The 22925-nt window shown below is 38.3% G+C and carries 23 protein-coding genes and 1 riboswitch; of the genes, 2 read left to right on the top strand and 21 right to left on the bottom strand.

Annotated elements, in window-relative coordinates:
- Nucleotides 1-8 precede the first annotated feature (8 nt).
- From MHI57_RS17105 to MHI57_RS17100, 3 genes are read right to left on the bottom strand one after another with little or no spacing between them, the layout of a single operon-like run.
- On the bottom strand, nucleotides 9-1355 hold the full coding sequence (locus MHI57_RS17105; RefSeq protein WP_416337105.1) for a TrkH family potassium uptake protein: 1347 nt from the start codon (nucleotides 1353-1355) through the stop codon (nucleotides 9-11).
- On the bottom strand, nucleotides 1336-1467 hold the full coding sequence (locus MHI57_RS25075; RefSeq protein ID WP_416337107.1) for a hypothetical protein: 132 nt from the start codon (nucleotides 1465-1467) through the stop codon (nucleotides 1336-1338). Before MHI57_RS25075 ends, MHI57_RS17105 begins: the two co-directional genes overlap by 20 nt.
- Nucleotides 1421-1651 carry a hypothetical protein gene (locus MHI57_RS17100; protein ID WP_322910286.1) on the bottom strand — a complete coding sequence of 77 codons (231 nt, stop codon included), beginning with the start codon at nucleotides 1649-1651 and terminating at the stop codon, nucleotides 1421-1423. The genes MHI57_RS25075 and MHI57_RS17100 overlap by 47 nt, the downstream gene beginning before the upstream one ends.
- A 422-nt stretch (nucleotides 1652-2073) precedes the next feature.
- Nucleotides 2074-2225, bottom strand: a riboswitch (cyclic di-AMP (ydaO/yuaA leader).
- Between the two features lie 226 nt (nucleotides 2226-2451).
- Here MHI57_RS17100 and MHI57_RS17095 point away from each other — a divergent pair.
- Nucleotides 2452-3351 (top strand): 3-hydroxyacyl-CoA dehydrogenase, encoded by a 900-nt coding sequence (locus MHI57_RS17095; protein WP_095370937.1) that lies wholly within the window; start codon nucleotides 2452-2454, stop codon nucleotides 3349-3351.
- A gap of 135 nt (nucleotides 3352-3486) precedes the next feature.
- A complete protein-coding gene (locus MHI57_RS17090; RefSeq protein WP_322910285.1) occupies nucleotides 3487-3795 on the top strand; it encodes a hypothetical protein in 309 nt (102 codons plus the stop codon).
- Between the two features lie 120 nt (nucleotides 3796-3915).
- Here the strand turns inward: MHI57_RS17090 and MHI57_RS17085 are convergent, their stop codons facing one another.
- From MHI57_RS17085 to MHI57_RS17000, 18 genes are all read right to left on the bottom strand, one after another.
- A complete protein-coding gene (locus MHI57_RS17085; RefSeq protein ID WP_322910284.1) occupies nucleotides 3916-4884 on the bottom strand; it encodes an LLM class flavin-dependent oxidoreductase in 969 nt (322 codons plus the stop codon).
- 154 nt (nucleotides 4885-5038) lie between these two features.
- The gene (locus MHI57_RS17080) at nucleotides 5039-5308 is read right to left on the bottom strand and encodes a hypothetical protein (protein WP_095370940.1); all 270 of its coding nucleotides are present in this window, start codon (nucleotides 5306-5308) and stop codon (nucleotides 5039-5041) included.
- Between the two features lie 75 nt (nucleotides 5309-5383).
- Nucleotides 5384-6796 (bottom strand): catalase, encoded by a 1413-nt coding sequence (locus MHI57_RS17075; protein ID WP_328198932.1) that lies wholly within the window; start codon nucleotides 6794-6796, stop codon nucleotides 5384-5386.
- A 272-nt stretch (nucleotides 6797-7068) separates the two neighbouring features.
- Entirely contained in the window at nucleotides 7069-8949 is a 1881-nt protein-coding gene (locus MHI57_RS17070; RefSeq protein ID WP_340977418.1) for a helix-turn-helix domain-containing protein, read from the bottom strand.
- Nucleotides 8950-9091: 142 nt separating this feature from the next.
- On the bottom strand, nucleotides 9092-10111 hold the full coding sequence (gene dmpG, locus MHI57_RS17065) for a 4-hydroxy-2-oxovalerate aldolase (RefSeq protein ID WP_307315616.1): 1020 nt from the start codon (nucleotides 10109-10111) through the stop codon (nucleotides 9092-9094).
- A gap of 16 nt (nucleotides 10112-10127) precedes the next feature.
- A complete protein-coding gene (locus tag MHI57_RS17060; protein WP_322910281.1) occupies nucleotides 10128-11003 on the bottom strand; it encodes an acetaldehyde dehydrogenase (acetylating) in 876 nt (291 codons plus the stop codon).
- Nucleotides 11004-11029: 26 nt separating this feature from the next.
- Nucleotides 11030-11779: an IclR family transcriptional regulator gene (locus MHI57_RS17055; protein ID WP_340977414.1), complete on the bottom strand. Its 750-nt coding sequence runs from the start codon at nucleotides 11777-11779 to the stop codon at nucleotides 11030-11032.
- 142 nt (nucleotides 11780-11921) lie between these two features.
- Nucleotides 11922-13211, bottom strand: a complete 1290-nt coding sequence (locus MHI57_RS17050) for an MFS transporter (RefSeq protein WP_095370946.1) — start codon at nucleotides 13209-13211, stop codon at nucleotides 11922-11924.
- Nucleotides 13212-13276: 65 nt separating this feature from the next.
- Nucleotides 13277-14071, bottom strand: a complete 795-nt coding sequence (locus tag MHI57_RS17045; protein ID WP_445293205.1) for a 2-keto-4-pentenoate hydratase — start codon at nucleotides 14069-14071, stop codon at nucleotides 13277-13279.
- A 60-nt stretch (nucleotides 14072-14131) separates the two neighbouring features.
- Entirely contained in the window at nucleotides 14132-14989 is an 858-nt protein-coding gene (locus MHI57_RS17040) for an alpha/beta fold hydrolase (RefSeq protein WP_095370948.1), read from the bottom strand.
- Nucleotides 14990-15009: 20 nt separating this feature from the next.
- Nucleotides 15010-15966: a 3,4-dihydroxyphenylacetate 2,3-dioxygenase gene (hpaD, locus tag MHI57_RS17035; protein WP_322910278.1), complete on the bottom strand. Its 957-nt coding sequence runs from the start codon at nucleotides 15964-15966 to the stop codon at nucleotides 15010-15012.
- 34 nt (nucleotides 15967-16000) lie between these two features.
- The gene (locus MHI57_RS17030) at nucleotides 16001-16789 is read right to left on the bottom strand and encodes an FAD synthetase family protein (protein ID WP_340977412.1); all 789 of its coding nucleotides are present in this window, start codon (nucleotides 16787-16789) and stop codon (nucleotides 16001-16003) included.
- Nucleotides 16790-16809: 20 nt separating this feature from the next.
- Complete coding sequence (locus MHI57_RS17025) at nucleotides 16810-17289, bottom strand: flavin reductase family protein (protein ID WP_095370951.1); 480 nt, start codon at nucleotides 17287-17289, stop codon at nucleotides 16810-16812.
- A 17-nt stretch (nucleotides 17290-17306) separates the two neighbouring features.
- Entirely contained in the window at nucleotides 17307-18485 is a 1179-nt protein-coding gene (locus tag MHI57_RS17020) for an acyl-CoA dehydrogenase family protein (protein ID WP_095370952.1), read from the bottom strand.
- Nucleotides 18486-19782: 1297 nt separating this feature from the next.
- Entirely contained in the window at nucleotides 19783-20052 is a 270-nt protein-coding gene (locus tag MHI57_RS17015) for a hypothetical protein (protein WP_340977411.1), read from the bottom strand.
- Nucleotides 20053-20628: 576 nt separating this feature from the next.
- Entirely contained in the window at nucleotides 20629-21660 is a 1032-nt protein-coding gene (locus MHI57_RS17010) for a S66 family peptidase (RefSeq protein ID WP_340977409.1), read from the bottom strand.
- A gap of 17 nt (nucleotides 21661-21677) precedes the next feature.
- Nucleotides 21678-22493: a lipid II flippase Amj family protein gene (locus MHI57_RS17005; protein ID WP_340977407.1), complete on the bottom strand. Its 816-nt coding sequence runs from the start codon at nucleotides 22491-22493 to the stop codon at nucleotides 21678-21680.
- A 140-nt stretch (nucleotides 22494-22633) separates the two neighbouring features.
- Nucleotides 22634-22921 carry a DUF4190 domain-containing protein gene (locus tag MHI57_RS17000; RefSeq protein WP_095370958.1) on the bottom strand — a complete coding sequence of 96 codons (288 nt, stop codon included), beginning with the start codon at nucleotides 22919-22921 and terminating at the stop codon, nucleotides 22634-22636.
- Between the last annotated feature and the right edge of the window lie 4 nt (nucleotides 22922-22925).

The following is a 22925-nucleotide window of genomic DNA, read 5'->3' as shown; positions in this document are numbered from 1 at the left end:
AATTATATTTAACCTGTCATGATATCTTCACTCGGATATCTTATCTTCTCTTGTCTTGGTTTGGCTAGAGAAAAGGCAAATGTTAAAGGCCCAATTTTTCCGAGAAACATAATAAATACTATAATAATCTTACCAATGTTAGATAGATCAGCCGTAATCCCCATAGAAAGCCCAACAGTCCCAAAAGCTGAGACCGTTTCAAATAATAATTTTAAAAACGGCTCTGGTTCTGTAATATTGAGAATAAACACAGCTAAGAAGATAAATAAGAAACTAATCATAGAAATGGCCAATGATCTAAATATGATGGTTTCTTTAATTGCTCTATTAGCAATGGTAATTTGCTGCTTTTGCTTTAAAAAACTGATAACTGATAATACGATGACTAAAAAAGTTGTTAACTTAATTCCACCACCAGTAGAGCCGCTACCCGCACCAACAAACATGAGAAGTAGCATGAAAGTAATGGTTGCTTCATGCATATTACCTATATCGATTGTATTGAACCCTGCCGTCCTCGGTGATGTCGCTTGAAAGTAAGCTGCCCAAAGTTTATCACTCATTTCAGACATAGCGCCTAATGTATGTGGATTATGGAACTCCATCACGAATATAACTAACATCGCAAAAGCATTGATAACTACAGTGCCGACAATCATCAGTTTTGAATGTAAGCTCAGTTTCTTAAATTTACGTTTATACCAAATATCCGCTAAAACAGTGAAACCAATACCGCCAAGAATGAACAAAGATGAAATAACAATATTAATAATAGGGTCCCCCACATATCCCATTAAATTATCAGGAAACAGCGATAAGCCAGCATTATTGAAAGCGGAAATGGAGTGAAAGAAGCTGAGGTACATACCCCTTCCCCAACCAAATTCAGGGACCCAAGTAATGGCTAAAAAACACATAGCAATTAATTCAATCGTGAAGGAATAAATGAATAAACTTTTTACTAATTTAATGATTCCACCAATAGATGTATGGTTTAATGACTGTTGAACTAATAACCGCTCCCTAAACCCTATCCTTTTACCAAGGAGCATAAAAATTAACACTGCAAATGACATGATCCCTAATCCACCAATTTGTATTAATGCAAGGATGACTAATTGCCCAAATAGTGTATAGACCGTACCAGTATCTACAACAGCTAACCCTGTTACCGTCATGGATGAAGTTGCTGTAAATAATGCATCTGTCCAAGTAACCTGTGTTGTCGTTGCAAATGGAAGTTTTAAAAAAATCGTCCCTAATATAATGAAAAACAAGAACACTAACAATAACAACTGAGATGGATTTAACCGAACGATTGCGTTGTTCATCTTTCTATGCTCCTTCTTTTTCAAAGCGTATAATGACTCTTTTTTTACCCACTACTATTAAAATATCATTCATCTGAATTGGTCCTTCTTCACTTGGAGAAACGGTAAAGTTCTGTTCTCGCCTGAATACCGACAATATGACAATTAAACCGCTTAGCAATTCGTAAATCTTTTAATTTACGCCCCCAAAATTTCTTTCCTACAAGCATTTCAGCGATGGTGTAATCATGAGCAAATTCAAAAAAATCAACCATTGAAAGTGTGACAATATTTCCTGCAACTCTTATAGTCATATCTCTCTTAATGAATGACTCGGTCAACACCTATCCTTTCTAACACTTTCTCATGAAAATTGTTATGCGCTTTTACCCCCATACCCTTCAGAAGAAAGGCTGTTAAAATCCTTCATTGCACATCTTCTCCAAACGAAATAAAAACATGATTCACCCCTTCTTACCTTAACGTGTGCTCATCTAGTGAATGTAAACAGCAACATTTGTAGAGAGGTCGCGATGTTTAATTACTTTCATTTCATCCTTATCTACTGCTAAAACTTCAACATTCATCTCTTTTAGTTCTTGTAGCATCGTTGCTCAAAATGCCCCAAACCAGACAAAGCAAAGGTTTTCTTTATAGGCTATCCCATCCTTACTATCGACTTGTGAGTACTTCAATGAGAAAAAAGGAACAGCAAAAAGACCACAGAGGGATCCCCCGTGGTCACGTTATTTGATCACAAGTTACCATCTTTTCTTAACGCTTACGAAGTTAGCTGTCGGATTAGGGTCAAGAATAACCCTTCCTTTTTACATTCTTTAAAGGATTCACCCCAAGTAGATTACCTCTACAAAAGTGGTTCCTCCGCTCCAATTAAGGATTCAGCGATTGAGATGATATTTAATTGATGAAGTTATATTACTCCCCTTTTTGTTATCTGTAAAGATAAAATAAAAAATGTTTACCAAACCATCCATTTACCTACATTAATTGAAGAGCCATGTTAACGAATAAAGATGTTTCAGTTTTACTTAACAATCCTTCTATAAGTCGAAAGTCATAGAAGGTAAGACTATGCCATAATGAAAATGTGAAAATAACTTTTTATAAAGAGGGGATTACAATGGGATTCAAACATATCACAGTTGCAGGTAGTGGGGTACTTGGCAGTCAGATTGCTTACCAAACAGCGTATAGTGGATTTCAAGTAAGTGTGTATGACATTTCTGAGGAAGCACTAGCAACAGCAAAAGGTAGAATATTGAAGCTGAAGGAAAGCTATAAAAATGATTTACAGGCAACCGATGAACAAGTCGATGCGGCATTCGAACGGATGTCTTTTTATACTGATTTATCTAAAGCTGTCGAGCAAGCTGATTTAGTGATTGAAGCTGTTCCAGAAGTGGTTAGCATTAAAGAAGACTTTTATACAAAATTAAGTGCAGTCGCACCGAAAGAAACAATCTTTGCAACGAATTCATCCACATTACTTCCTAGCCAATTTGTAGCTTTCACAGGGAGACCGTCACAATTTCTAGCATTGCATTTTGCAAATGAAATTTGGAAAAACAATACGGCTGAAGTAATGAAACACCCCGGTACAGACATGAATGTTTTTAACCAAATCGTTGAATTTGCAAGAGAAATAGGGATGGTCCCTCTACAATTGCATAAAGAACAACCAGGGTATATCTTAAATTCCTTACTCGTTCCATTATTAGAGGCAGGACAAATGTTATTAGTGAATGAAGTAGCTGACCCAGAAACCATTGATAAAACATGGATGATTGGCACTGGTGCTCCACTAGGCCCGTTCGCTATACTTGATGTCGTTGGAATCCGCACAGCTTACAATATCTCACAAGCAAAAGCCGATGCAACCGGCAATGAAGCCTTTAAAAAATTAGCTCACCTATTAAAAACGGAGTATATAGATAAAGGTAAACTCGGACGAGAAACAGGAGAAGGCTTCTATAACTATCCGAATCCAAGTTTTGCTGATCCTGAGTTTCTGAAAAGGTAACGAGGGCGCAATTGAAAAATTGATATCCTTAGAACCTTAGTATATTTTAGGGCGTCTAAAAAGTCGGCAATGAGACTTTCTGGATGCCCTTACTATTGTAAATGTTTTGCCCACTTGGTATATTTGGTGGAACTTGTGGTCTTATTTTCCGTTTTACCAACACTTTTCGGCGCTTTTCTTCCCACTTATGTTCGCATTTCCGCTTTGCCAACACTTCTCGGCGCTCTTCTTCCCACTTGTGGTCGCATTTCTCATTTGCCAACACTTCTCGGCACTTTTCATCCCACTTGGGTTCGCATTTCCAATTTACCAACACTTCTCGGCGCTCTTCTTCCCACTTATGTTCGCATTTCTCATTTACCAACACTTCTTCTCGCTTTTCATCCCGCTTGTATTCGTATTTCCTATTTGCAGGCACAACTCGTCACAATTAATCCCAGTTGAGTTGGTATTTCTGATTTGCGGAAAAACCTTCCTCTTCTTCTCCACCTTTACACTTGCCAACACATTTTTTGTTAGTTAAATTCTATTAATGCGTGTACTACTTGAGAGTTAACCACATCTTCAGAAAAACATTTCTGCAATGCGTTCATAAGATTGGCGTTGATCAGCAAAATGATAGGTGTTATTTAATAATAACCAGTGGTCACATTCATAAAGTTCGCTCCATTTGCTGAGCTCTTCTTTTACTTTTGCTGGCCCACCGATAATCATTCTTTTTCTATTCAATGCGATTCTTTTTTTATCTTCTGTTGTTAACCGCATTGCTTTTGCTTCCTCAAGTGTCGGAATCCGACTATCAATTCCTTTTTCCGTCCTTAATAACCATATATCTTGTGTAATGGCCATTTCCTCTGCGTCTTCATCTGTCGCACCACAAATGACAAATACAGCAGTAATCGCCTTCGGATTTACTAAAAAGCCCGGCTGAAAATACTCCCGATATTGTTTGTGGGCCTGCACGCCTCTTCCAGATTGAATAAAGTGACCAAAGACATAACCAATTCCAAGCTCTGCTGCTAGCTGGGCACTATTCTCCCCAAGACCCAGACTATAAAGCTGCGGCGATACCCTCGGCCTAGGTGTCGCTTGCACCGACTGATCCCCTGCGAAATAATGCAGCATTTGTTTTATTTTTTCAGGATAAATGCCCGTTTCATTCTTCACACCATTAGCTAAGGCTTTACGAATTCGTTCCGGTCCCCCTGGTGAACGTCCTACACCTGCCTCAATCCTACCTGGAAAAATTGATTGAAGTTGTAGCATTTGTGTAGCCACTTTATACGGACTATACTGAGACAATAAAATCCCGCCACTGCCTACATGAATGGTCTTTGTTTTTGCCGCTGCTGTTGCCATTAGGATTTCAGGTGCACTAGAAGTCATCCCTTTTGTCCCGTGGTGCTCAGCAAACCAATAACGCTCATATCCCCATTCTTCTGCCATCTGTACTTTATGGATTGTTTCTTCTACCGTTTCCTCAACTGACAAGTGACGTGGTCTCGGCATTTGATCAAGAATTCCTAAATGCATGCTTCATACCCTTTCTAAACGATCGTTTTAATAAAGAAAAGTATACCAGTCTGTTGACCAACTTCAAACGGAGTTGCTTGAATAATCGACTCCAAATAGGCATGCATCTATCTAATCTTTTCCAATCCATAAAAAAAACCAGCTGATAGCTGGTTTATTCGACTTCCACTATATCAGGACTGATTTCTAACCTCTCAGCAATTTCTTTCTTAATATCATCAGCTGAATTGAATTCAAAATCATAAAAGTGGTCCCATTCTTTCGCTGGCTCATAATCATTTAGAAGCTCCATATTTTTCCCGTAAAACAAAACGGTATCGACTCTTAATAAAGCGTCTGCTGCTTCCTTCTGATCATTATCGTCTGTAAAATATTCTTCCATCTCATCCTGTAATACGACTTTCACAGCTGTTAATTCTGCCATTTTATATCGCCTCCATCTCTTACGTATTAATTACCTCGTAACAGATTATTTTAAACGGAGGTTATGCTGAGAATTTTAGACATGCTTGGCAATCGCTTCCCCAAGTTCTGAAGAAGCTCGGTGAAAATATGACAATACCACTTCTTTTATATCTTGATCAATCCCTTTTAAATCTGCAGCAATATTATCGACTAAATGTTCTTTCTCTTGTGGACTTAAAGCGTGATAAAATTCTCCAGCCTGCGCATAATCATTTTGTTTTATTAAATCACTTCTTTGTAATTTCCCTTCAACAAATCGGCCATCTCCACTTGTCACCTGGTTGGCAGGTGTCCAATCTGCTTGGCCATTTACTGGCAACTTCCTAAACCCAGGTCCGATTCTTCTTCTTTGTGAATCGCTATAAATATTCGCTCGACCTTGAAGCATCTTATCATCGGATAACTCCGCTCCCTCTAACAGGTTAACAGGTGAAAAAGAGACCTTCTCTACTTCTTCCATATAATTTTTGGGGTTTCTATTTAAAACCATTCGACCAACTGGTACCAATGGATACTGTCTTTCATCCCACACTTTCGTATCATCAAGCGGATCATACGATAATTTCCCCTCATCCATGGGATCCATTAATTGAACGTATAATCCGTACTCTACTGTTTTGCCAGATGCAATGGTATCAAAAAGATCTTTCCCAGCATAATCTGGATTCTCACCGGCTAGTTTGCCCGCTTCCTGCCTCGTAATATATTCAATACCTGCAAACGGATACCAATGATATTTCACATATTTCCTTTCTCCCTTCGCATTACGCCAGACATATGTATTCACACTATGTCCTGGGATATGACGCAAACTTTTCACTGTTCCAGCATCTGAATATAGATGGACAACAAAATTTAACGACTCTGGTGCTCGTGCTACAAAGCTCCAGAAGCGATTGGGATCAATTAAATTATTGACTGGAGATGGTAAAAACGCTTTAATCGCCTCAGGGAAACGAATCGTATCACGCACAGAGAAAACAGGAATATGATTACAAATTAAATCAAATATCCCCTCTTCTGTATAAAACTTAGTTGCAAACCCTCTTACATTCCTTGATGTATCAGGTGTTCCTTTCGTACTCACTGCTAATGAAAACCGCACCATTACAGGTACTTGTTGACCAGGACGCTGTAGGAAACTAAGCTGTGTATGTTCTTTCATTGAATGCACCGTTTGAAAATAGCCAAAAGCACCGAATCCTTTGACATGAACAGGTCGTTCAATGATTTTCTCATGGATAAATTCTTGCAGTGTTTCATGTTCTACACTATCCTGTTTTAAGATAGGTCCTCTTTTGCCAACAGTTTGTGAATGAAGCTTTGCAGGTTCGTCCCCTTTCCATTTATTTATATCCCTCTCTTCCACTTTTTCTTGCGCTTGACTTCCTCGACTATTGAAATGAATCTTTGCTTGTCGCTCGTGTTTTTCGTTGTTTTCGTCCATAATTCCCTCCATATTCTTCTATGTCTTCCTGTTAATTTAATATGAAGGACAACTTCGTTTTATGTTACTTTCTATAACAACTTTCTTAGAATTCTATCGAAGCATACAAGCTGATCATTACAACGAAGATTAAAAAAAGTGGAGGGAGTGCCTTCGATATGACTTATTAATAGTTTGACCCTTAATATTATCCGTTTAATGGAAATACCAGGCGTTCAATTACATTAAACAACTACCAGAACCAACTCTGGTGGGGTAATATAATCATCTACTTAGTTCATTTTCAATTCTCCTAAAGCAATTAAAGATTGCATAATCAAGAATAGTTGATGTGTTTCTTGAGGATTACGCAAATCCTTATCTAATGTATGTTCAATCTTTCGAATGCGATGGCGAAGACCGCTCATAGATAAATTCAGATCTGCTGTCGTTTGTTCCAATTTTCCTCCGTTTAGTAAAAACACATATAAGGTTTGCAATAAGTCCACCATCTTGCTATCCGATAAATCATATAGTGAGCCTAATTCCTGCTTGGCAATTGTTTTCACCCCAGCTGTATTTTTAGAATTAATCAGAACACCAACGATTCCTAATTGTTTAAAGGACATCATATTTTCCTTTGAAGATAGTCTTAAAGAAACAAGGGCTTCTTCATAGTGTTGATGGGCACTTGTAATCTCATTTCCTTGATTGCTAAGACCAATTGTAAAATCACCATTAGGAAAGTCCGCACGTAAGGTCTTCATTAATGGGCGGAAGAATGTTTCATGATGCTCATATGAAAGTGCCGCATCAGGGATCAGAATGATTAGATGATGATCACGCATATTAATTAATACACTTTTCTTTTTTTCACTAAAGTATTGAATCATCCATTCATATATATCTTCCTGCAACTGAAACTCTTCTTCAAAGGATTCTGTACCAATACTAAAATCGATCATGACTAAGAAATAGGACTGTGTTAAATCGATACCCGTATATTTACCCCTTTTAATAATCTCTGCTTTAGACGTTTCTCCTTCTAATATACGTTCAAGGAAACTACCCTTCATTCTTTCTAACGATTCAAATCGAGTTTTTTCATTTAATAATATAAGGGAGGCAGCATTAGCAAATCGTTCCAGTAATAAATAGTCAGATTCATGACTGTTATCTATCATTGGTTCATAAACAAATGAGCAGTACCCTTGAATTTTCTTTTGCACTAAAATTGGAGCCATCAGCCTTGTTTGCTTTTCAGTATGGACGATTCTCTTTTGAAAAAACAATGGATAGGTAGGGGGCTTTTCTTCCTTATCATTCATAGGAAATGAAAAATATTGCTTCATATCATCCGTCAGTTCACCGCATTCATCTGGAGATAAGCCTGCACTAGACATTTGATAAAAATCAATAGACTCTATCACAATTGGTATTTTCATATGATCGTAGACAAGTTCAGTAATTTCTTCTAAACTACTGCCCCCAGAAATCTCTTCAGTTAATTTACTTTGAAATTCAGCCAGTTTTGTTACAAAATTACGTTGATCTAATAATTGTTCATATGTATAAGCTAACTCTTTAACGATGGGGGTTTCTTCATATGGAGAATGAGCATCTTCACCCTCCATCTCCCATTGTTCTTGCGATTGGATTGTCCATTTGCATTCAGCATCACCCTTCGCCACACAACACGTTTCTTTTACTAGCAACGACACACCTGTGATAGTAGTCATATAGCCGCTTGCATAACCTACTAATGTATGACATTGAGGTGTATCACTATAACCATGTAGTCGTATATGCTCTTCAGCCTCATAAGAACCATACCAAATACCCTCCGAATAGAGAGATTTCACATGCTGATTGTCTTCACACATTGTTAAATGGCATATATGCTTCACACCTGTAATTTGTCCATTTTCCTTATGATACAGGGGGCCGTGCTTGATTAAATAAGGAACCGAAGTATGCTCTTTCATTGCCTTTTTAGCATCCTTCACACCATTCTCCCATCCAAAAGAAAATAAGAAACTTTTTAGGCGTTCAAAACCTATATGCTTAACGAGTTGATGACGCAAAATACCTAGTGATGCCGATGGTGTCGAAACAACTCTTTCATGTCCTTTTGTAATAGGATTGATTGAAACTTCATCAACAACAATATGCATAGATAACCTCCTAAAGCGCAAGATTGAAAGCGCAAACATTTCTATTTTTATAAAAAAGGGGAAATTTCGCCCCTTCCAGTCTATTTTATTAGAAAATTGAAACATTCGCGAGTTTTGAAACGAAGGTTCGCTGCTTTGAACTTTAGACGAATGTTTTTACTTTTGCTAATTCTGCCGCCACATCAACAATCATATCTTCTTGCCCGCCGACAACTTTTCGGTTACCTAGTTCAATTAAAATATCTCGTGCATCTAAATTGAACTTTTCTGCTGCACGCTGGGCATGTAAAGCAAAACTAGAATAAACGCCTGCATATCCAAGAACTAAACTATTTTTAGTAATTTCTTGAGGAACAGGTAAGATCGGTGCCACAACATCTTCTGCTAGATCCATCATTTTATAAAAGTCCACACCTGTTTCAATGCCCATCCGATCTAATACACCTACTAACACTTCTGTTTGCGTATTACCCGCACCTGCTCCGAGACAACGTACACTTCCATCGATTCTTGTTGCGCCTGCTTCAATGGCAGCTAACGTATTTGCCATTGCTAATGAAAGATTATTATGAGCATGGAAACCAATTTCCACACCAATGGTTTCTTTCATTGCTTTGATTCTTGTTGTTACTTGATTTGGTAATAAAGCTCCAGCTGAATCAACGACATAAACAATATCGGCACCGTAACTTTCCATTAGTTTTGCTTGTTCCACGATTTTCTCCGGTTCTGCCATATGAGACATCATTAAGAATCCAACCGTTTCCATTCCAAGCTCTTTGGCAGCGTAAATATGTTGGGCAGACACATCTGCTTCTGTCACATGTGTAGCGATACGCGCCATCTTCGCCCCTAGTTGCTGGGCTTGTTTCAATTCTTTAACTGTCCCTATACCAGGAATTAACAACACAGCAACCTTTGAAAAGTCAGTTACAGCAACAGCTGCTTCTATTAATTCAAACTCATTTGTTTTTGACCTGCCATATTGCAAAGAAGATCCCGCTAGGCCGTCTCCATGAGCTACTTCAATATAAGGCACCTTAGCCTCATTCAAGCCTTTGGCAATCTTCTCTACTTGCTGAACAGTATATTGATGTGAAAGCGCATGACTCCCATCTCGCAATGCCACTTCCGTTAATAATACCTTTTGACGTTCGGTCATATGAATCTCTCTCCTTTTACTGTGTAATTAAATTCTTTGCAAACTCTTCAGCAACCTTTACGCCAGCCGCTGTCATAATATCTAGATTTCCTGAATATTTAGGTAAATAATCGCCGGCTCCTTCCACTTCTATAAAGATAGTTACTTGATTACCGTCAATAATTGGCTCCGTCCGTAATCGGTAGCCTGGCACATAGCTCTGCACAGTTTTTTCCATATCAGCAATTGATGCCTTAATCTCTTCTTCCTTCATCGTCCCCTCTTCCACTAACGTGTAGACGGTGTCTCTCATGAGTATTGGCGGTTCTGCTGGGTTTAATATAATAATAGCTTTCCCTTTTTTCGCTCCACCCACTTCTTGAATCGCCCTTGAAGTTGTTTCAGTAAATTCGTCGATATTAGCCCTCGTACCAGGTCCGGCACTTTTACTTGAGATTGTCGCAACGATTTCAGCATAGGCAACTGGACTCACTCGGTTCACCGCATGTACCATTGGTATAGTTGCCTGACCGCCACATGTAATTAAATTGATATTCGCAGCATCTAAATGTTCCTTTGAATTAACCGGGGGAACAATCAACTTACCTACAGCTGCTGGTGTCATATCAATGACCTTCTTACCTGCTGCTTTTAAAGCTTTTGCATGACGAATATGCGCTTTTGCTGATGTCGCATCAAAAACAATATCTGCAAGTTCCGGCTGTTCTAAAAACCCATCAATCCCAGTATCAATGGCGACATACCCTAATTCCTTCGCACGTCTTAAGCCATCAGAATTTGCATCAATACCTATCACCGTTGTAAGTTCTAAAATGTCTGATCGACCTAATTTAATCATCAAATCTGTTCCAATATTACCTGATCCTAAAATCGCTACTTTTACTTTACTCAAACCTCAGTTCCCTCCTTAATTTCCTTCTAATATCCAAGTGTAGTTGAAATTTCATTGGCAGCAGTTTTAATTCCAGTAATAACCTCTTGTTGATGTCCCTCATTTAATCGTACTGTTGGTACCGCACAACTAATGGAACCAACTACCCTTCCTTGATAATTAAAGATCGGGCTTGCTGTACATATAAGACCGAGTTCAATCTCCTCGTTATCAACAGCGAATCCCTGCTCTTTCACTACAGCTAATTCCTTTACTAATGCTTGCTTAGTAACAATGGTATTCTCAGTGAACGACTCTAAAGTAAGGGTTTCGATGATTTCTTCTTGTTCTTTTTTTGGTAAAAAAGCCAATATCGCTTTCCCTACTCCCGTACAGTGAAAGGGTGCCCTCCTACCAATCTGCGAATAGATTCGTAAAGAATGAGTACCTTCCTTCTTTTCAATGTAAATCGCTTCACCTTGCTCAAAAGATACTAAATGCACCGTTTCTTTTAGAGTAGTAACAAGCTTATTGATGATTGGCCTCGAAACTTCAGCGTAATCGAGTTGGTTCTCAACAATATGACCTAGTTGAAAAAGCTTCATACCTAAACGATACTTACCACTTTCCTCATTTTGATAAAGATAACCTTTCGAGGCCAAAGTTTTTATTAAACCATGTACCGTGCTTTTAGAGAGTTCCATGGCTTCCGCTATTTCTTTTACACTTAACTCTTTTTGACCATTAAGGAATAATTCTAAAATGTCTGTTGCACGCAAAACTGATTGTATCGTCATACATCCTCCAACGTTCGATAATATCGAATGGTATTCATTAATATCATATTAAAATTGTAGGATGTTTTCCTTTTGTTTGTCAATATAATTATTCTGATTTTTTATTTTTTTCAAAAACTAATTGTAACCGCATTCATTTTCTTTATGCTACGTTTGATTGAATATTCTCATCTTTATTTGGCCGGACAAATAACCAGACAAGTCCACCGCAAATAAGGAGGATTATACCGCATAATTGAAATGCCATATGAAAGCCCGCTGCTTGTGTTGCAGATCTTTCAATAAGAAGACCAGTAATATAAGGACCAACGATTCCTCCTAAAGAGGTAAACGCCATAAACCACCCTTGCACTTTACCTATATGCTCTTTTGAGACCATACTCGAAAGAATAGTCGGACCAAGCACAAGTGTGATACAACCGAAAGTAAGCCCTAAAGAAAGAAAGGCAATCACCAACATATTCGCATTTAGTAATGTTCCTATAAAGTAACTAACTGCTCCCGCTAGCATCACCGGACCCAGTACAAACACTCGACCCTTCACGATACTTTTCGTTTTCTTAAATAATCGATCTGAGACAGTAGAGAAGGTGATTTGAGAAATGGTAATCATTATCCATGGGAGTGCTGCTACTATAGATAAGGTTTCTGCACTCAATTGACGGACATTTTCCAAGTAATTAGGAAGCCAATTTAAACCAATGGTAAAAGACCAATACGTTGCAAAACCACAAATGGCAATAAGAATAAAGTTTTTTGACCTTAGCACTGGTCCAAATTTACTTACTGCTGTTTGTTGGCCTTGTTGGCGATTAGCCTTGTATTTTGCTATTGCTTCTTTGCGATCATTTTCTGCAATCATTAGCCAAAATACAACCCAAATCAAACCGACAATACAAGTTGCTAGAAATGCCGAACGCCAACCAAATTGAGTGATTAATGAAATAAGTATAGGTGCCGACATAGCTACCCCTAAAGGACCACCTACAGAAACAAGTGTTAAACCTATCCCAAGCTTCTCTTTTGGTAGATATTTTGTTGCAGCAGTCATAGCGAGTGAATAAGATGGTCCCTCCCCTGCGCCTAGTATAATGCGTGTTATCAATAAAAAGGTAAAGCTTGATACAAATAGGGTAGAAAACTGCACTGTCGCCCAAACAATTGCCATACCAGCAATAACAATTTTTGCACCGAATCTGTCAGCTAACGTTCCCCCGATAATAGCAAAAATAGAATATAAAAAGAAAAAGGCACTTCCAATGATCCCCCACTGTTCAGCATTCAACCCTAATTCTTCCATCAGAGGAACAGATGCAAATCCAATAATCGCTTTATCTGCATTACTAATCACTGTCAGTAAAAATAATAAAATAATAATTAGAATAGCCTGACGCGAGATTTTACCTTCTTTCGTACGAGGATTTTTCGCCATTTAGATGACCTCACTCTCAAGATTTTTAAGATAAAGTAAGCGAAGGACTATGCTCCGCTATGTTTTTAAAATCTCACTTCTACACTCACAAGTCCACTAAATTCTGCTTTAAATGAATCGCCTCTCTCCACAGGAATCGCTGCAGATAATGCACCTGATAAAATGACTTCTCCTGCCTTCAAGTGAACACCATAGTCAGACAGCTTATTAGCTAACCAAGCAACACAAGTTATCGGATTACCTAATACATCCGCACCATAGCCTTTATTAATCAATTTGTTATTTTTGTATAACTTCATTTCCATTTCTTTTAGCTTCACACTATCAACAGCATATCGTTCTTCACCTAAAACAAATTGGGCACTTGAGGCATTGTCAGCAATAGTATCTTCCAGTTTAATTCGCCAATTTTCGATTCGACTATCCACAATTTCTAAAGCAGGGATAATATAATCAGTGGCTGCTACAACATCGGCCTCTGTTATGTTGGGCCCCCGCAAATCATGCTTCAATACAAACGCAATTTCTCCCTCAATTTTCGGCTCAAATAATTTATCCATAGGAATGGCCGATTTTTGCATGGTGACATCCATGCTACTTAATAAATGGCCATAGTCTGGCTGATCAACCCCTAAGGCCTTTTGCATAGCTAGAGAGGTTAAACCGATTTTCTTCCCAACTATCTTTTCTCCTTGAGCCAACTTCACATCAATATTTTCCATCTGAATCTGATACGCCTCATCAACTGATAGTTGCTCGATTTCATCTGTTAATGGCTGGAGGGATTTCTTTGTTTCCTCCGCTTCTAAAAGCGCTTGAGCAGCTTCTTTTAGTTGATCATTTAACTGTAGTGTCATCATTGAACCTCCTTCTATATGGAAAGACCCCGCCACTTTGTTAAGAGACGGGTGTATAAATATTTATTTAGATACCACTTGTTTTTTTAAAAAATCAATAGTCACCTGATTGAATTCTTCCGGTTTTTCCCATTGTGGCCAGTGGCCAGCCTCATTGATTACTGTCAGTTCACTCCCTGGAATCATCTCTTTGATCGGTTCTGCTTCTTCTACTGTTGAAGTTGGATCATGGTCAGTCCAAGCAAGTAATGTTGGTACATTGATTTTGCCACACCATGATGGGTCCCAACTAAATTGTTTTCTTGCTTCGATGTTTTGCAAATGGACAATATGATGGACAGCTTCCTGATAAGCAGGTTGAGTATAAATATTGTACCGAGATTCAATTAACTCATCTGTTACTTGTGATTTATCATACATTAACCATTCTAATCTCGTTTTCACATTTTCATAGTTTGCTTCAAGTACAGCTTTTAATGTTGACGCTTTTAGCCCTGCCATAACTTCAGGTTTGTTATTCACATTACCAGGAGTATTGAGCACCATGGATTCCACATAGGACGGATGGTGAGCAGCAAACCAGGCAGCCACCCATCCACCAAGAGACTCGCCAGATAAATATACTTTTTCTAAATCAAGCGCTTTGATTACAGCTAATAAATGGTCACTGTAACTATCAATGCCGTACGGATAGTCTGGCTTTTCTGTATATCCATGACCTAACATATCGATACATATCACGCGGAAATGCTCAGCCAATCCTTTGATATTTCTTGCGTAAGCCTCGATGTGCCCCCCTGTACCATGTAAAAGTAAAAGAGGCTCTCCTGTTCCCGATTCTAGTACTCTCGTTTTCACCCCATCTGCATCGACAAAATGAAGTTTAAATTCGATATCTGCTAAATCGTTCCAAATAGACATATAATCCTCTCCTATTCTCTTTATTTTGTCACTTTCTCTTTCATCCACTCATCATTCACTGGTGTTGTTTCAAAGAAAGAATCCGGCACTGATGGTCCCCACCATAAACGACCCTTTGTATCATATTCTTCCTTGGTCCAGCCAATTGGTGGTAAATCAGTATCACGTTTATAATCACCAGAATAAATCTCAATACGATGACCGTCTGGGTCTCTTACATATAAGAAGAAGGCATTTGTTACCCCATGACGACCTGGTCCATAATCGATATTTGCGCGGTAGCCTGCGTCTGCAAGTAAGTCAGCCGTTTTCACAACGGAAGAAATACCGTCTACAATATAAGCAATATGATGCAGAGATGTTTCTTTATGTTGGACAAGGGCTACGTCATGTGTAGATGTTTTCGCTCTTGTCCATGCAGCAAATTTCCCCTCATCTCCTTGAACATATTCTGAAATGCTAAAGCCAATTGCTTGCCAGTATTCTAATGCTTTATCTACATTTGTTACACGCAGGTTCATATGATCGATTGCTACTGGCGGTATACCACGATGTAAATGGGAGTACCTCATTGGCAAGGCATCTACTCCGCCACTTTTGTTCCCTACATTAATCTCTTCCATTGCATGATAGAATTCAACCGGATGACCATTTGGCTCAGCTACTTTAAGTACCGGCCCTTTTCCTGGGTGGATACTATTCTCGACATATTGAGTGGCAACTCCCATTTCTTGATGTTGCTTCTCTAACTCTCTTAAATACTCAGGACTAGATACACGTAGACTAAAACTACCAAGAGCTGCTTTTGGCTTTTGCGTTAAAATTAAAGAATAACGATCAAATTCATCAATAGCACGCAAATATAGACTTGACTCTGTTCTTTCCACTTCAATAAACCCTAGTACATCTACATAAAAGTCTTTAGACTTATTTAAATCTGTTACAAACAGCTCGATTTGCCCTAAACGAAGAATCATTACTCTTCACTCTCCTATTTATCAATATATTGATTTAACTGATTTGTTCTTTTGCATCTGTTTTTTTCAACCAATGAATGCTTAATTCTTTTGGTAAGGTCTTGTTCGATTGCCATTCTACTTCTTCTTTGCTAAGGACTTTGACTGTATGCATATCCCCTTGGCAATTCACTTCATATTCACCAAGTGCAGGTAGAGTATAAAAAGGTTTAACCCAGTACGTGCTACCGTTCCTTTGCAACTTCACTTGATACGGCCTACCAAGAAGCGCATTTGCTAAATCTACTTCCCCCTGCTGTAAACAGCTGCGGATATAAGAGGAACTAATTTTCAACCCATTTCTGCTCAATTTTGAAACAGATGTTGTCGTTATTTGATAGCCTGAATCAGTTGCTAATCTGGCCATATGTCCGACTCCCTTGTTACCATAATGAAAGTCGAAACCAGCAACTGCATGTTTAACGCCGAGAGTGAGTAAATATTGCTCAACAAATGCTTCTGGGGAGAGGCTAGCAAATGCATGATTAAATGGAACGATATAGAAAAGATCGACACCAAGAGAACTCATTCTCTTTTTCTTTTCCTCTAATGGCATTAAATAAGGAAAGTCAGATCGCTTCATTAACACCGTTTTCGGATGAGGAAAGAAGCTCATGATTGCTAGTGGCAGGTTGCGTTTATTTGCTTCCACCTTTGCTTGGCGAATGACTTCTTGATGACCAATGTGAAGGCCATCGAAAAATCCGAGCGCCATCACACATGATTCTATGTTTTTACCTAATACGCCATGGAGCTCTTCCTCATTTAAGACGATGGTTTTCATCTGACTTCCCTCCTTTATTGTTAGGAAATTGGCTCTTCTACTGCTATCATTGAACGGTATTTGCCGTTAAAGAATAATAATGGATCTTTTTCTTCTAAATACACATCCTTCACGCGACCAATAAATAACGTATGATCACCTTCTACATGTGTGGCCGATACTTCACATGCCATTTGTGCCACTGCCCCGTCAATGACCGGCATGTCATTTAATCTCGCGAATGACACTTCCTTTGTTTCCTTTAACTGTCCAGCAAAATTCATAGACAGCTCTTTTTGATCATCAGCCAAAATATTGACGGTGAATATCCCACTATCTTTAATTTTCGAAAGGATATTCGCTCTCTCCCCAATAGAGATAACGACTAATTTAGGATCAAGTGATACCGACATAAAGGCATTAGCCGTCATCCCATGAACATTCCCATTTGTTTCGGTTGCAATCACCGTTACACCGGTGGCAAATTTACTCATTGCATTTCTAAATAAACGATCATCCATCTTTACCTCTCCTTTCATTAACCTCTGACGCCACTCTCAAATCCAAATAAGTCTTGCCCGTAAGCAGCAACAGAATCTTCATAAAGTGATGTTTTATGTGTAGCCACGGATAAAATATCACGGATAAACATTTCTAAAGTTCCACCTTTATACAGTGCAGCACCACCAAGTGTTAACATGGCACGAACAGCGATATCTGTACAAAGCTTTATAATTTTAGTTCTAATGGCAAAAAACTCCCCGAGCGGTGTCATTTCGCCATCCTTTTCGTAATTTTCTAATAAAGAAACGTATTGAGCCATCAACCCTTTTGCTGCATGCAAATCGGTAGAAATTTCTGCTATTACACGTTGACTTCGAGGTGACTCACTTTCTCTCACACCATCCATCAAACGAACACGCTTTTCCGTTAACACTTTAAACTCTTCAATCACTCGCTCTGCACCACCGATGGCAATCGCCGGGAATCCAATATAAAATGCCGGATAAAATGGCACATGATAAAACGGATAACTTTTATCATAATCTTCTTCTGGTGGCCTTCTTGTTGATTCCGCTTTTTCTAAATCGAGAATACGCTCTTTCGGTACGTACACATTATCTACAATGATTTGGTTACTTCCCGTCCCTCTTAATCCAAAAGTATCCCAATTTTTAACGATTTCAACCTCAGATGTTTTCAAAATGGGTAGGCAGACTACTGGTTTATCACGTTCTGGTAATTGCACTTTCACCCCTACGCCAACCCAATCACTATGAAGAATGCCACTGACAAAATTCCATTTCCCACTAATTCTTAATCCATCTCCATCAGGTTCTGCTGTACCTAATGCTGCAAAGATATCTGCAATCAATCCACCTTGATTGACTACTTCATCTCTTCCTGCTTTCGGTAAATAAGATGGTAATGAATTGTGTAAAGGGTAAAGGAAGGTTAACCAAGCAGCAGAAAGATTATAATTTGCCACCTTTTGAATCACTTTTGCAAAGGTAGTTAAACTCGCTTGTGGCCCACCATATTCCCTCGGTAACATCATCCTTGAGATTTGTGTTTCTTTTATCAAATTCACGACATTTGCTGAAACCGTGGCATTCTTATCAGCCTCATGTGCTTCTTCTTCAGCGAGCATACCAATCTTCTCGGCTCCCTGTAATAGCGCTTCTTCCGTTATATTATCCACCGTATTAACATTCATTGTTACTCACCCCGTTTATGAAATATAAAAACAATTAATTTGATATCGCTTACATTGTTGATTCGAAATTTTCTTTTAATTAAGTTTCTACTGTTAGTGTAGTGAAAAATAAAAATTCAAACTAGAACAAAAACTGTTCATGATTTTTGATTTTTTCGTCTTTATTTGTTCATGCCGGAAAACTTTTTTACAAAATAACTGGCGTAAAATTAAAAAGAAGCGTTCAAATGAAGAACGCTTCTTTTTTGTGATTTTATGAAAATATCGTCTAATAATACAGAGAGGAGTTGCTGTGAAAATCAACTATTAATTTCCATTGGGCACCATAGTAGAGGATTCTTGTTTGTGATGCTCTCGACTCTGGAACCTTTCCTGGCAGCAGCAATCAATGTACAAAAACAAATATCTGCTAATAAATTTTAACTCACAATTTCACTTGCTTTTCTTGTACCATTTTGCGCGTAAACACAACATGCACGCAGTTCTTTACCCTTTACCTCCATATCAGTCGAGGTTTTCCCTTTTATGCTACTTATCTTTGTGTTTTTGTTCAGATCAGTCGCGATCTCCTCTTTTTCACTACTTATCTTTGTGTTTTTGCTCAGATCAGTCGCGATTTCTCCTTTTTCACTACTTATCTTTGTGTTTTTGTTCAGATTAGTCGCGATTTCCTCTTTTATGCTACTTATCTTTTAGTTCTTGTTCAGATTAGTCGCGATTTCTCCTTTTTCGCTACTTATCTTTGTGTTTTTGCTCTGATCAGTCGCGGTTTCCTCTTTTTCGCTTCTTATCTTTTTGTTTTTGTTCAGATCAGTCGCGATTTCTCCTTTTTCACTACTTATCTTTGTGTTTTTGCTCTGATTAGTCGCGATTTCTCCTTTTTCACTACTTATCTTTGTGTTTTTGTCTCTGATTAGTCGCGATTTCTCCTTTTTCGCTACTTATCTTTGTGTTTTTGCTCTGATCAGTCGCGATTTCTCCTTTTTCACTACTTATCTTTGTGTTTTTGTTCAGATTAGTCGCGATTTCCTCTTTTTCACTACTTATCTTTCAGTTTCCACTCTGATTAGTCGTGACTCCTCCTTTTACCCTACTTATCTTTGATTTTCTGGATGACTTTTGCTCGTATACGCAACTTGCCCCAAGTTTTCTTTCTTTTCCTATTAGTTTTTGTCCGCAAACTCAACTTCTTAAGCAGGCAGACGATTTTTCTTTTCTGCCCCCCTTGTGATTCTTCCTTTGACAACGCTCACAGCTCAGGTTCTGATATCAAGGAGACCAAATACCAAATTTACAATCAAAGGAAAGAAACAAGTAAAACAATAATAGGAAAGAGAACAAAAAACCCATTTAACCCTTGTAAAAAGATAATGAGCGGGCTCATGCTATTTTTGTTCCTAATATAAAAGAAAGAAATGATAGCTAAAATGGGGGTAAGTAATCCAAAGATGCCATAGACCTTGCCGGTTGTGTCTAAAAGCTCTTGAATAATTAAGGAAGTAAGAACGATATTTACTAGCAACAACAATAAAGGAATAAGCATTTTCTCTGCTTTGTACTGCTCCACCTCTATCACCATCCTCTAGATCATTTATTAATAGATGAACAATAAAAACAAAAAGAGAAGACTTAACATCAAATATCGAAATAAATATTTACTTTTTTGCATCCATGATTCTACCGCATCCATTAGAAACATCATGGCCAAAATGAGATATAATCTACTCGGTAATAACAAATCAGTGTTTTGAAGACCCAAAATTAAATAGAGTAATAGCATGAAAATGAATACGAACCGAAGTATAGTAAAAATTTTAATTGGCTTTACATTACTTTTTTCAAAAAACAAACCCATTTTTTCATCTACTTTCAAAGATTTTCTCCCTACTTCGCCGTTTAAAATAAAAGGTAATAAGCAGACTACCAGTAAAAACAAACAATAGTGAGCCCCAAACCCCCCTTGATAAACTAGCGAAAAAATAGAAAAACACTGCATTCACTAACATCCAAAATGTAAAAAGGATAGAAAAAACCAAACCTCTCATAGTCTTATTTGCCCTTTTTGCTAACAACCAAATTCCTACAATACATTGCAATAATATAAAACCAATGAATGAACTCATCCAGTAATTATAGACTAACACTACTCCACACCATTTTCTAAGATGGCAAAGGAGCCAAGATCAGCATCAATTTGAGCAGTTGCCCCATAAGGCAAAATAAATTTTGGTTCGGTATGTCCAAAATTTAAGTTATAAAGAACGGGTACATCAGTTAAACCGTATTCCTGTAAAACGGTTAATATCACCATCTTGTATTCTTCATAGTATGCTTCATCATAAGGCTTAGCAAATACGATTCCATTTGCTGCTTTCAATATTCCTTGCGCTGCATAATTTCTGAGCCAATACTTCACATAATCAGGGGCCGTCTTATCTTCAGACGTTTCAAAAAACAAAATACTACCTTCCCAATGCTCTTTCTCTGGCCAAAGAATGGTTTGCTTAGCAAATTCCAGCACTTCAATACAGCCGCCAATTAACGATCCTTGTACCTTACCGCTTCCTTGCAGGACCTCATAGCCGTTATTCTTATTCATTTTTCGCCGCTTCTCTTTATTGACTTCTATCCACTCGAGTCTCTCACTCGTCCAATGCGGAGCAGGCATCAGTTCACCAATTGGAGAAGAGGAAAATAGCGTACGTTCGATGCTTTCAACCGTGTACGGATCCATCTCAACATTCTCGGCAAAGTCTGTTAAAATCGCAGGTCCATAGAAAGACGATAGCCCTGCTTTGTGACAGAATAAATGAGTAATCGTGACATCTGAATAGCCCATAAATATTTTAGGGTTTTCTTTTATTACATCAAAATCAATATAGGGCAGCAAGCGAATACTCTCTTCTCCACCAATATTGGCAATAATGGCTTTAATACTATGATCAGAAAAAGCTGCCATTAAGTCTTCGGCGCGCGCTTCGGGATGTTGATATAAATAATCTGCCCCTTTCAGGCTGTGTGGCATTGCGACGACTTCTAGTCCAAATACTTGTTCAAGCCGCCTTACCCCTTGTTCGTAACGCCATTTAATTTCTTCTTCTCCTGCACCTCCCCATGAAGGACTCACCGTTGCTACTCGGTCACCTCTTTGCAATCTTTGTGGTTTTTTCAACATATATATCCCCCCATCTGTTATATCCAACGTGCAAACCAAGCTACATAGTAAGCAGCAGGCAAGAATATGATTTGCGCTGCCAATGTGCCAACAAACTTAGAACTGACCATTGTTAATGAATAACTTTTCAAATAAATATATTTGCTTGGGTTAGTTACCACCCTATCAGCTAGTACTGAAGCTTTTGGGTCAATAAATAATGTCAGAATAATTGTTGCTACACCGTTTATGATCCCCGACGACATTAACGCTGCTTGCGCATACTCTGGTGCAATAATGGAAGCATAGATAGATGATAGCACCCCTGTCGTAAACACCGCTGTGACGATTACATTCAAGCAAAATAAGCGCTTAGGAATGGTTTGTAACGTAATTCCTTTTAAATAATAGAAACGTGGGATTCTAATACATGAAAGCAAACGCTTGATTCCTCGTAAATTCATATTTTTCTTTACTAATGCGGGGATTGAGCCCCGTTGTTCTGACATTTGCACGATTGCCTTTGAAAATATCAAAATAAATGTAGGGAAGAGCAACATGCCTAGCAATACACCTATTGAAGTAACACCTATTAACAGACGATACTGTTCTTCAATGAACTTCATGACATTCCCTTCAGGTGCTGCATTAATCAACTTTGCCGTCATCGGTTGCTGAATCATCGTCGAAAATCGCGAGACAATCACTATTGTACTGAACAATGAGATTGCTGTAGCAATCAACCTTACTCTTGTTCCAGCAATCCTAGTCGAGTAAGCTAAAGTCTCTATTAATGTAACGATTAATAGAAAACATGCGATCAAAAGTAATTTTGCTGTGATCAATTCTGCCATTAACTTGTTCACTCCAGCTCTTTATATTAAAAGCAATTATAAATCAAGTGGGATAAATTAACAATAAAAAATACCATCCTTTTCCTTTGGTATTTGGGCATAAAAAAAATGCTCCTTCCATTAGAAGAAGCGCATTTCCGTTAAGGCATTTCCTGTATTTCTGTCTCAAAAGTTGAATAAGCAAAGAAACCAAGTAACGCAAATAATATCCATATGACCGTAAGAATGATACCTATAATCCCGCAGATAAGGCCGGCCGTTGCTAGCGATTTCCCTTTTTCTCCTGTTTGCAGGATTTCTTTTGCTGACAACCTTCCAAATACAATACTAATAATCCCTAATAAGAAGCCGATAAATGGAACGAGCAATGAGAGAATCCCTAGGGTCAGGGAAACCACTGCTTTCGTATTTGTTTTTTGTTGTTCCATTCTT

This window comes from Cytobacillus sp. FSL K6-0129, from assembly GCF_038007625.1.
Lineage (GTDB): Bacteria > Bacillota > Bacilli > Bacillales > Cytobacillaceae > Cytobacillus > Cytobacillus kochii.
The sequence above is the reverse complement of the archived record's forward strand: the minus strand, read 5'-3'. Positions and strand labels throughout refer to the sequence as shown.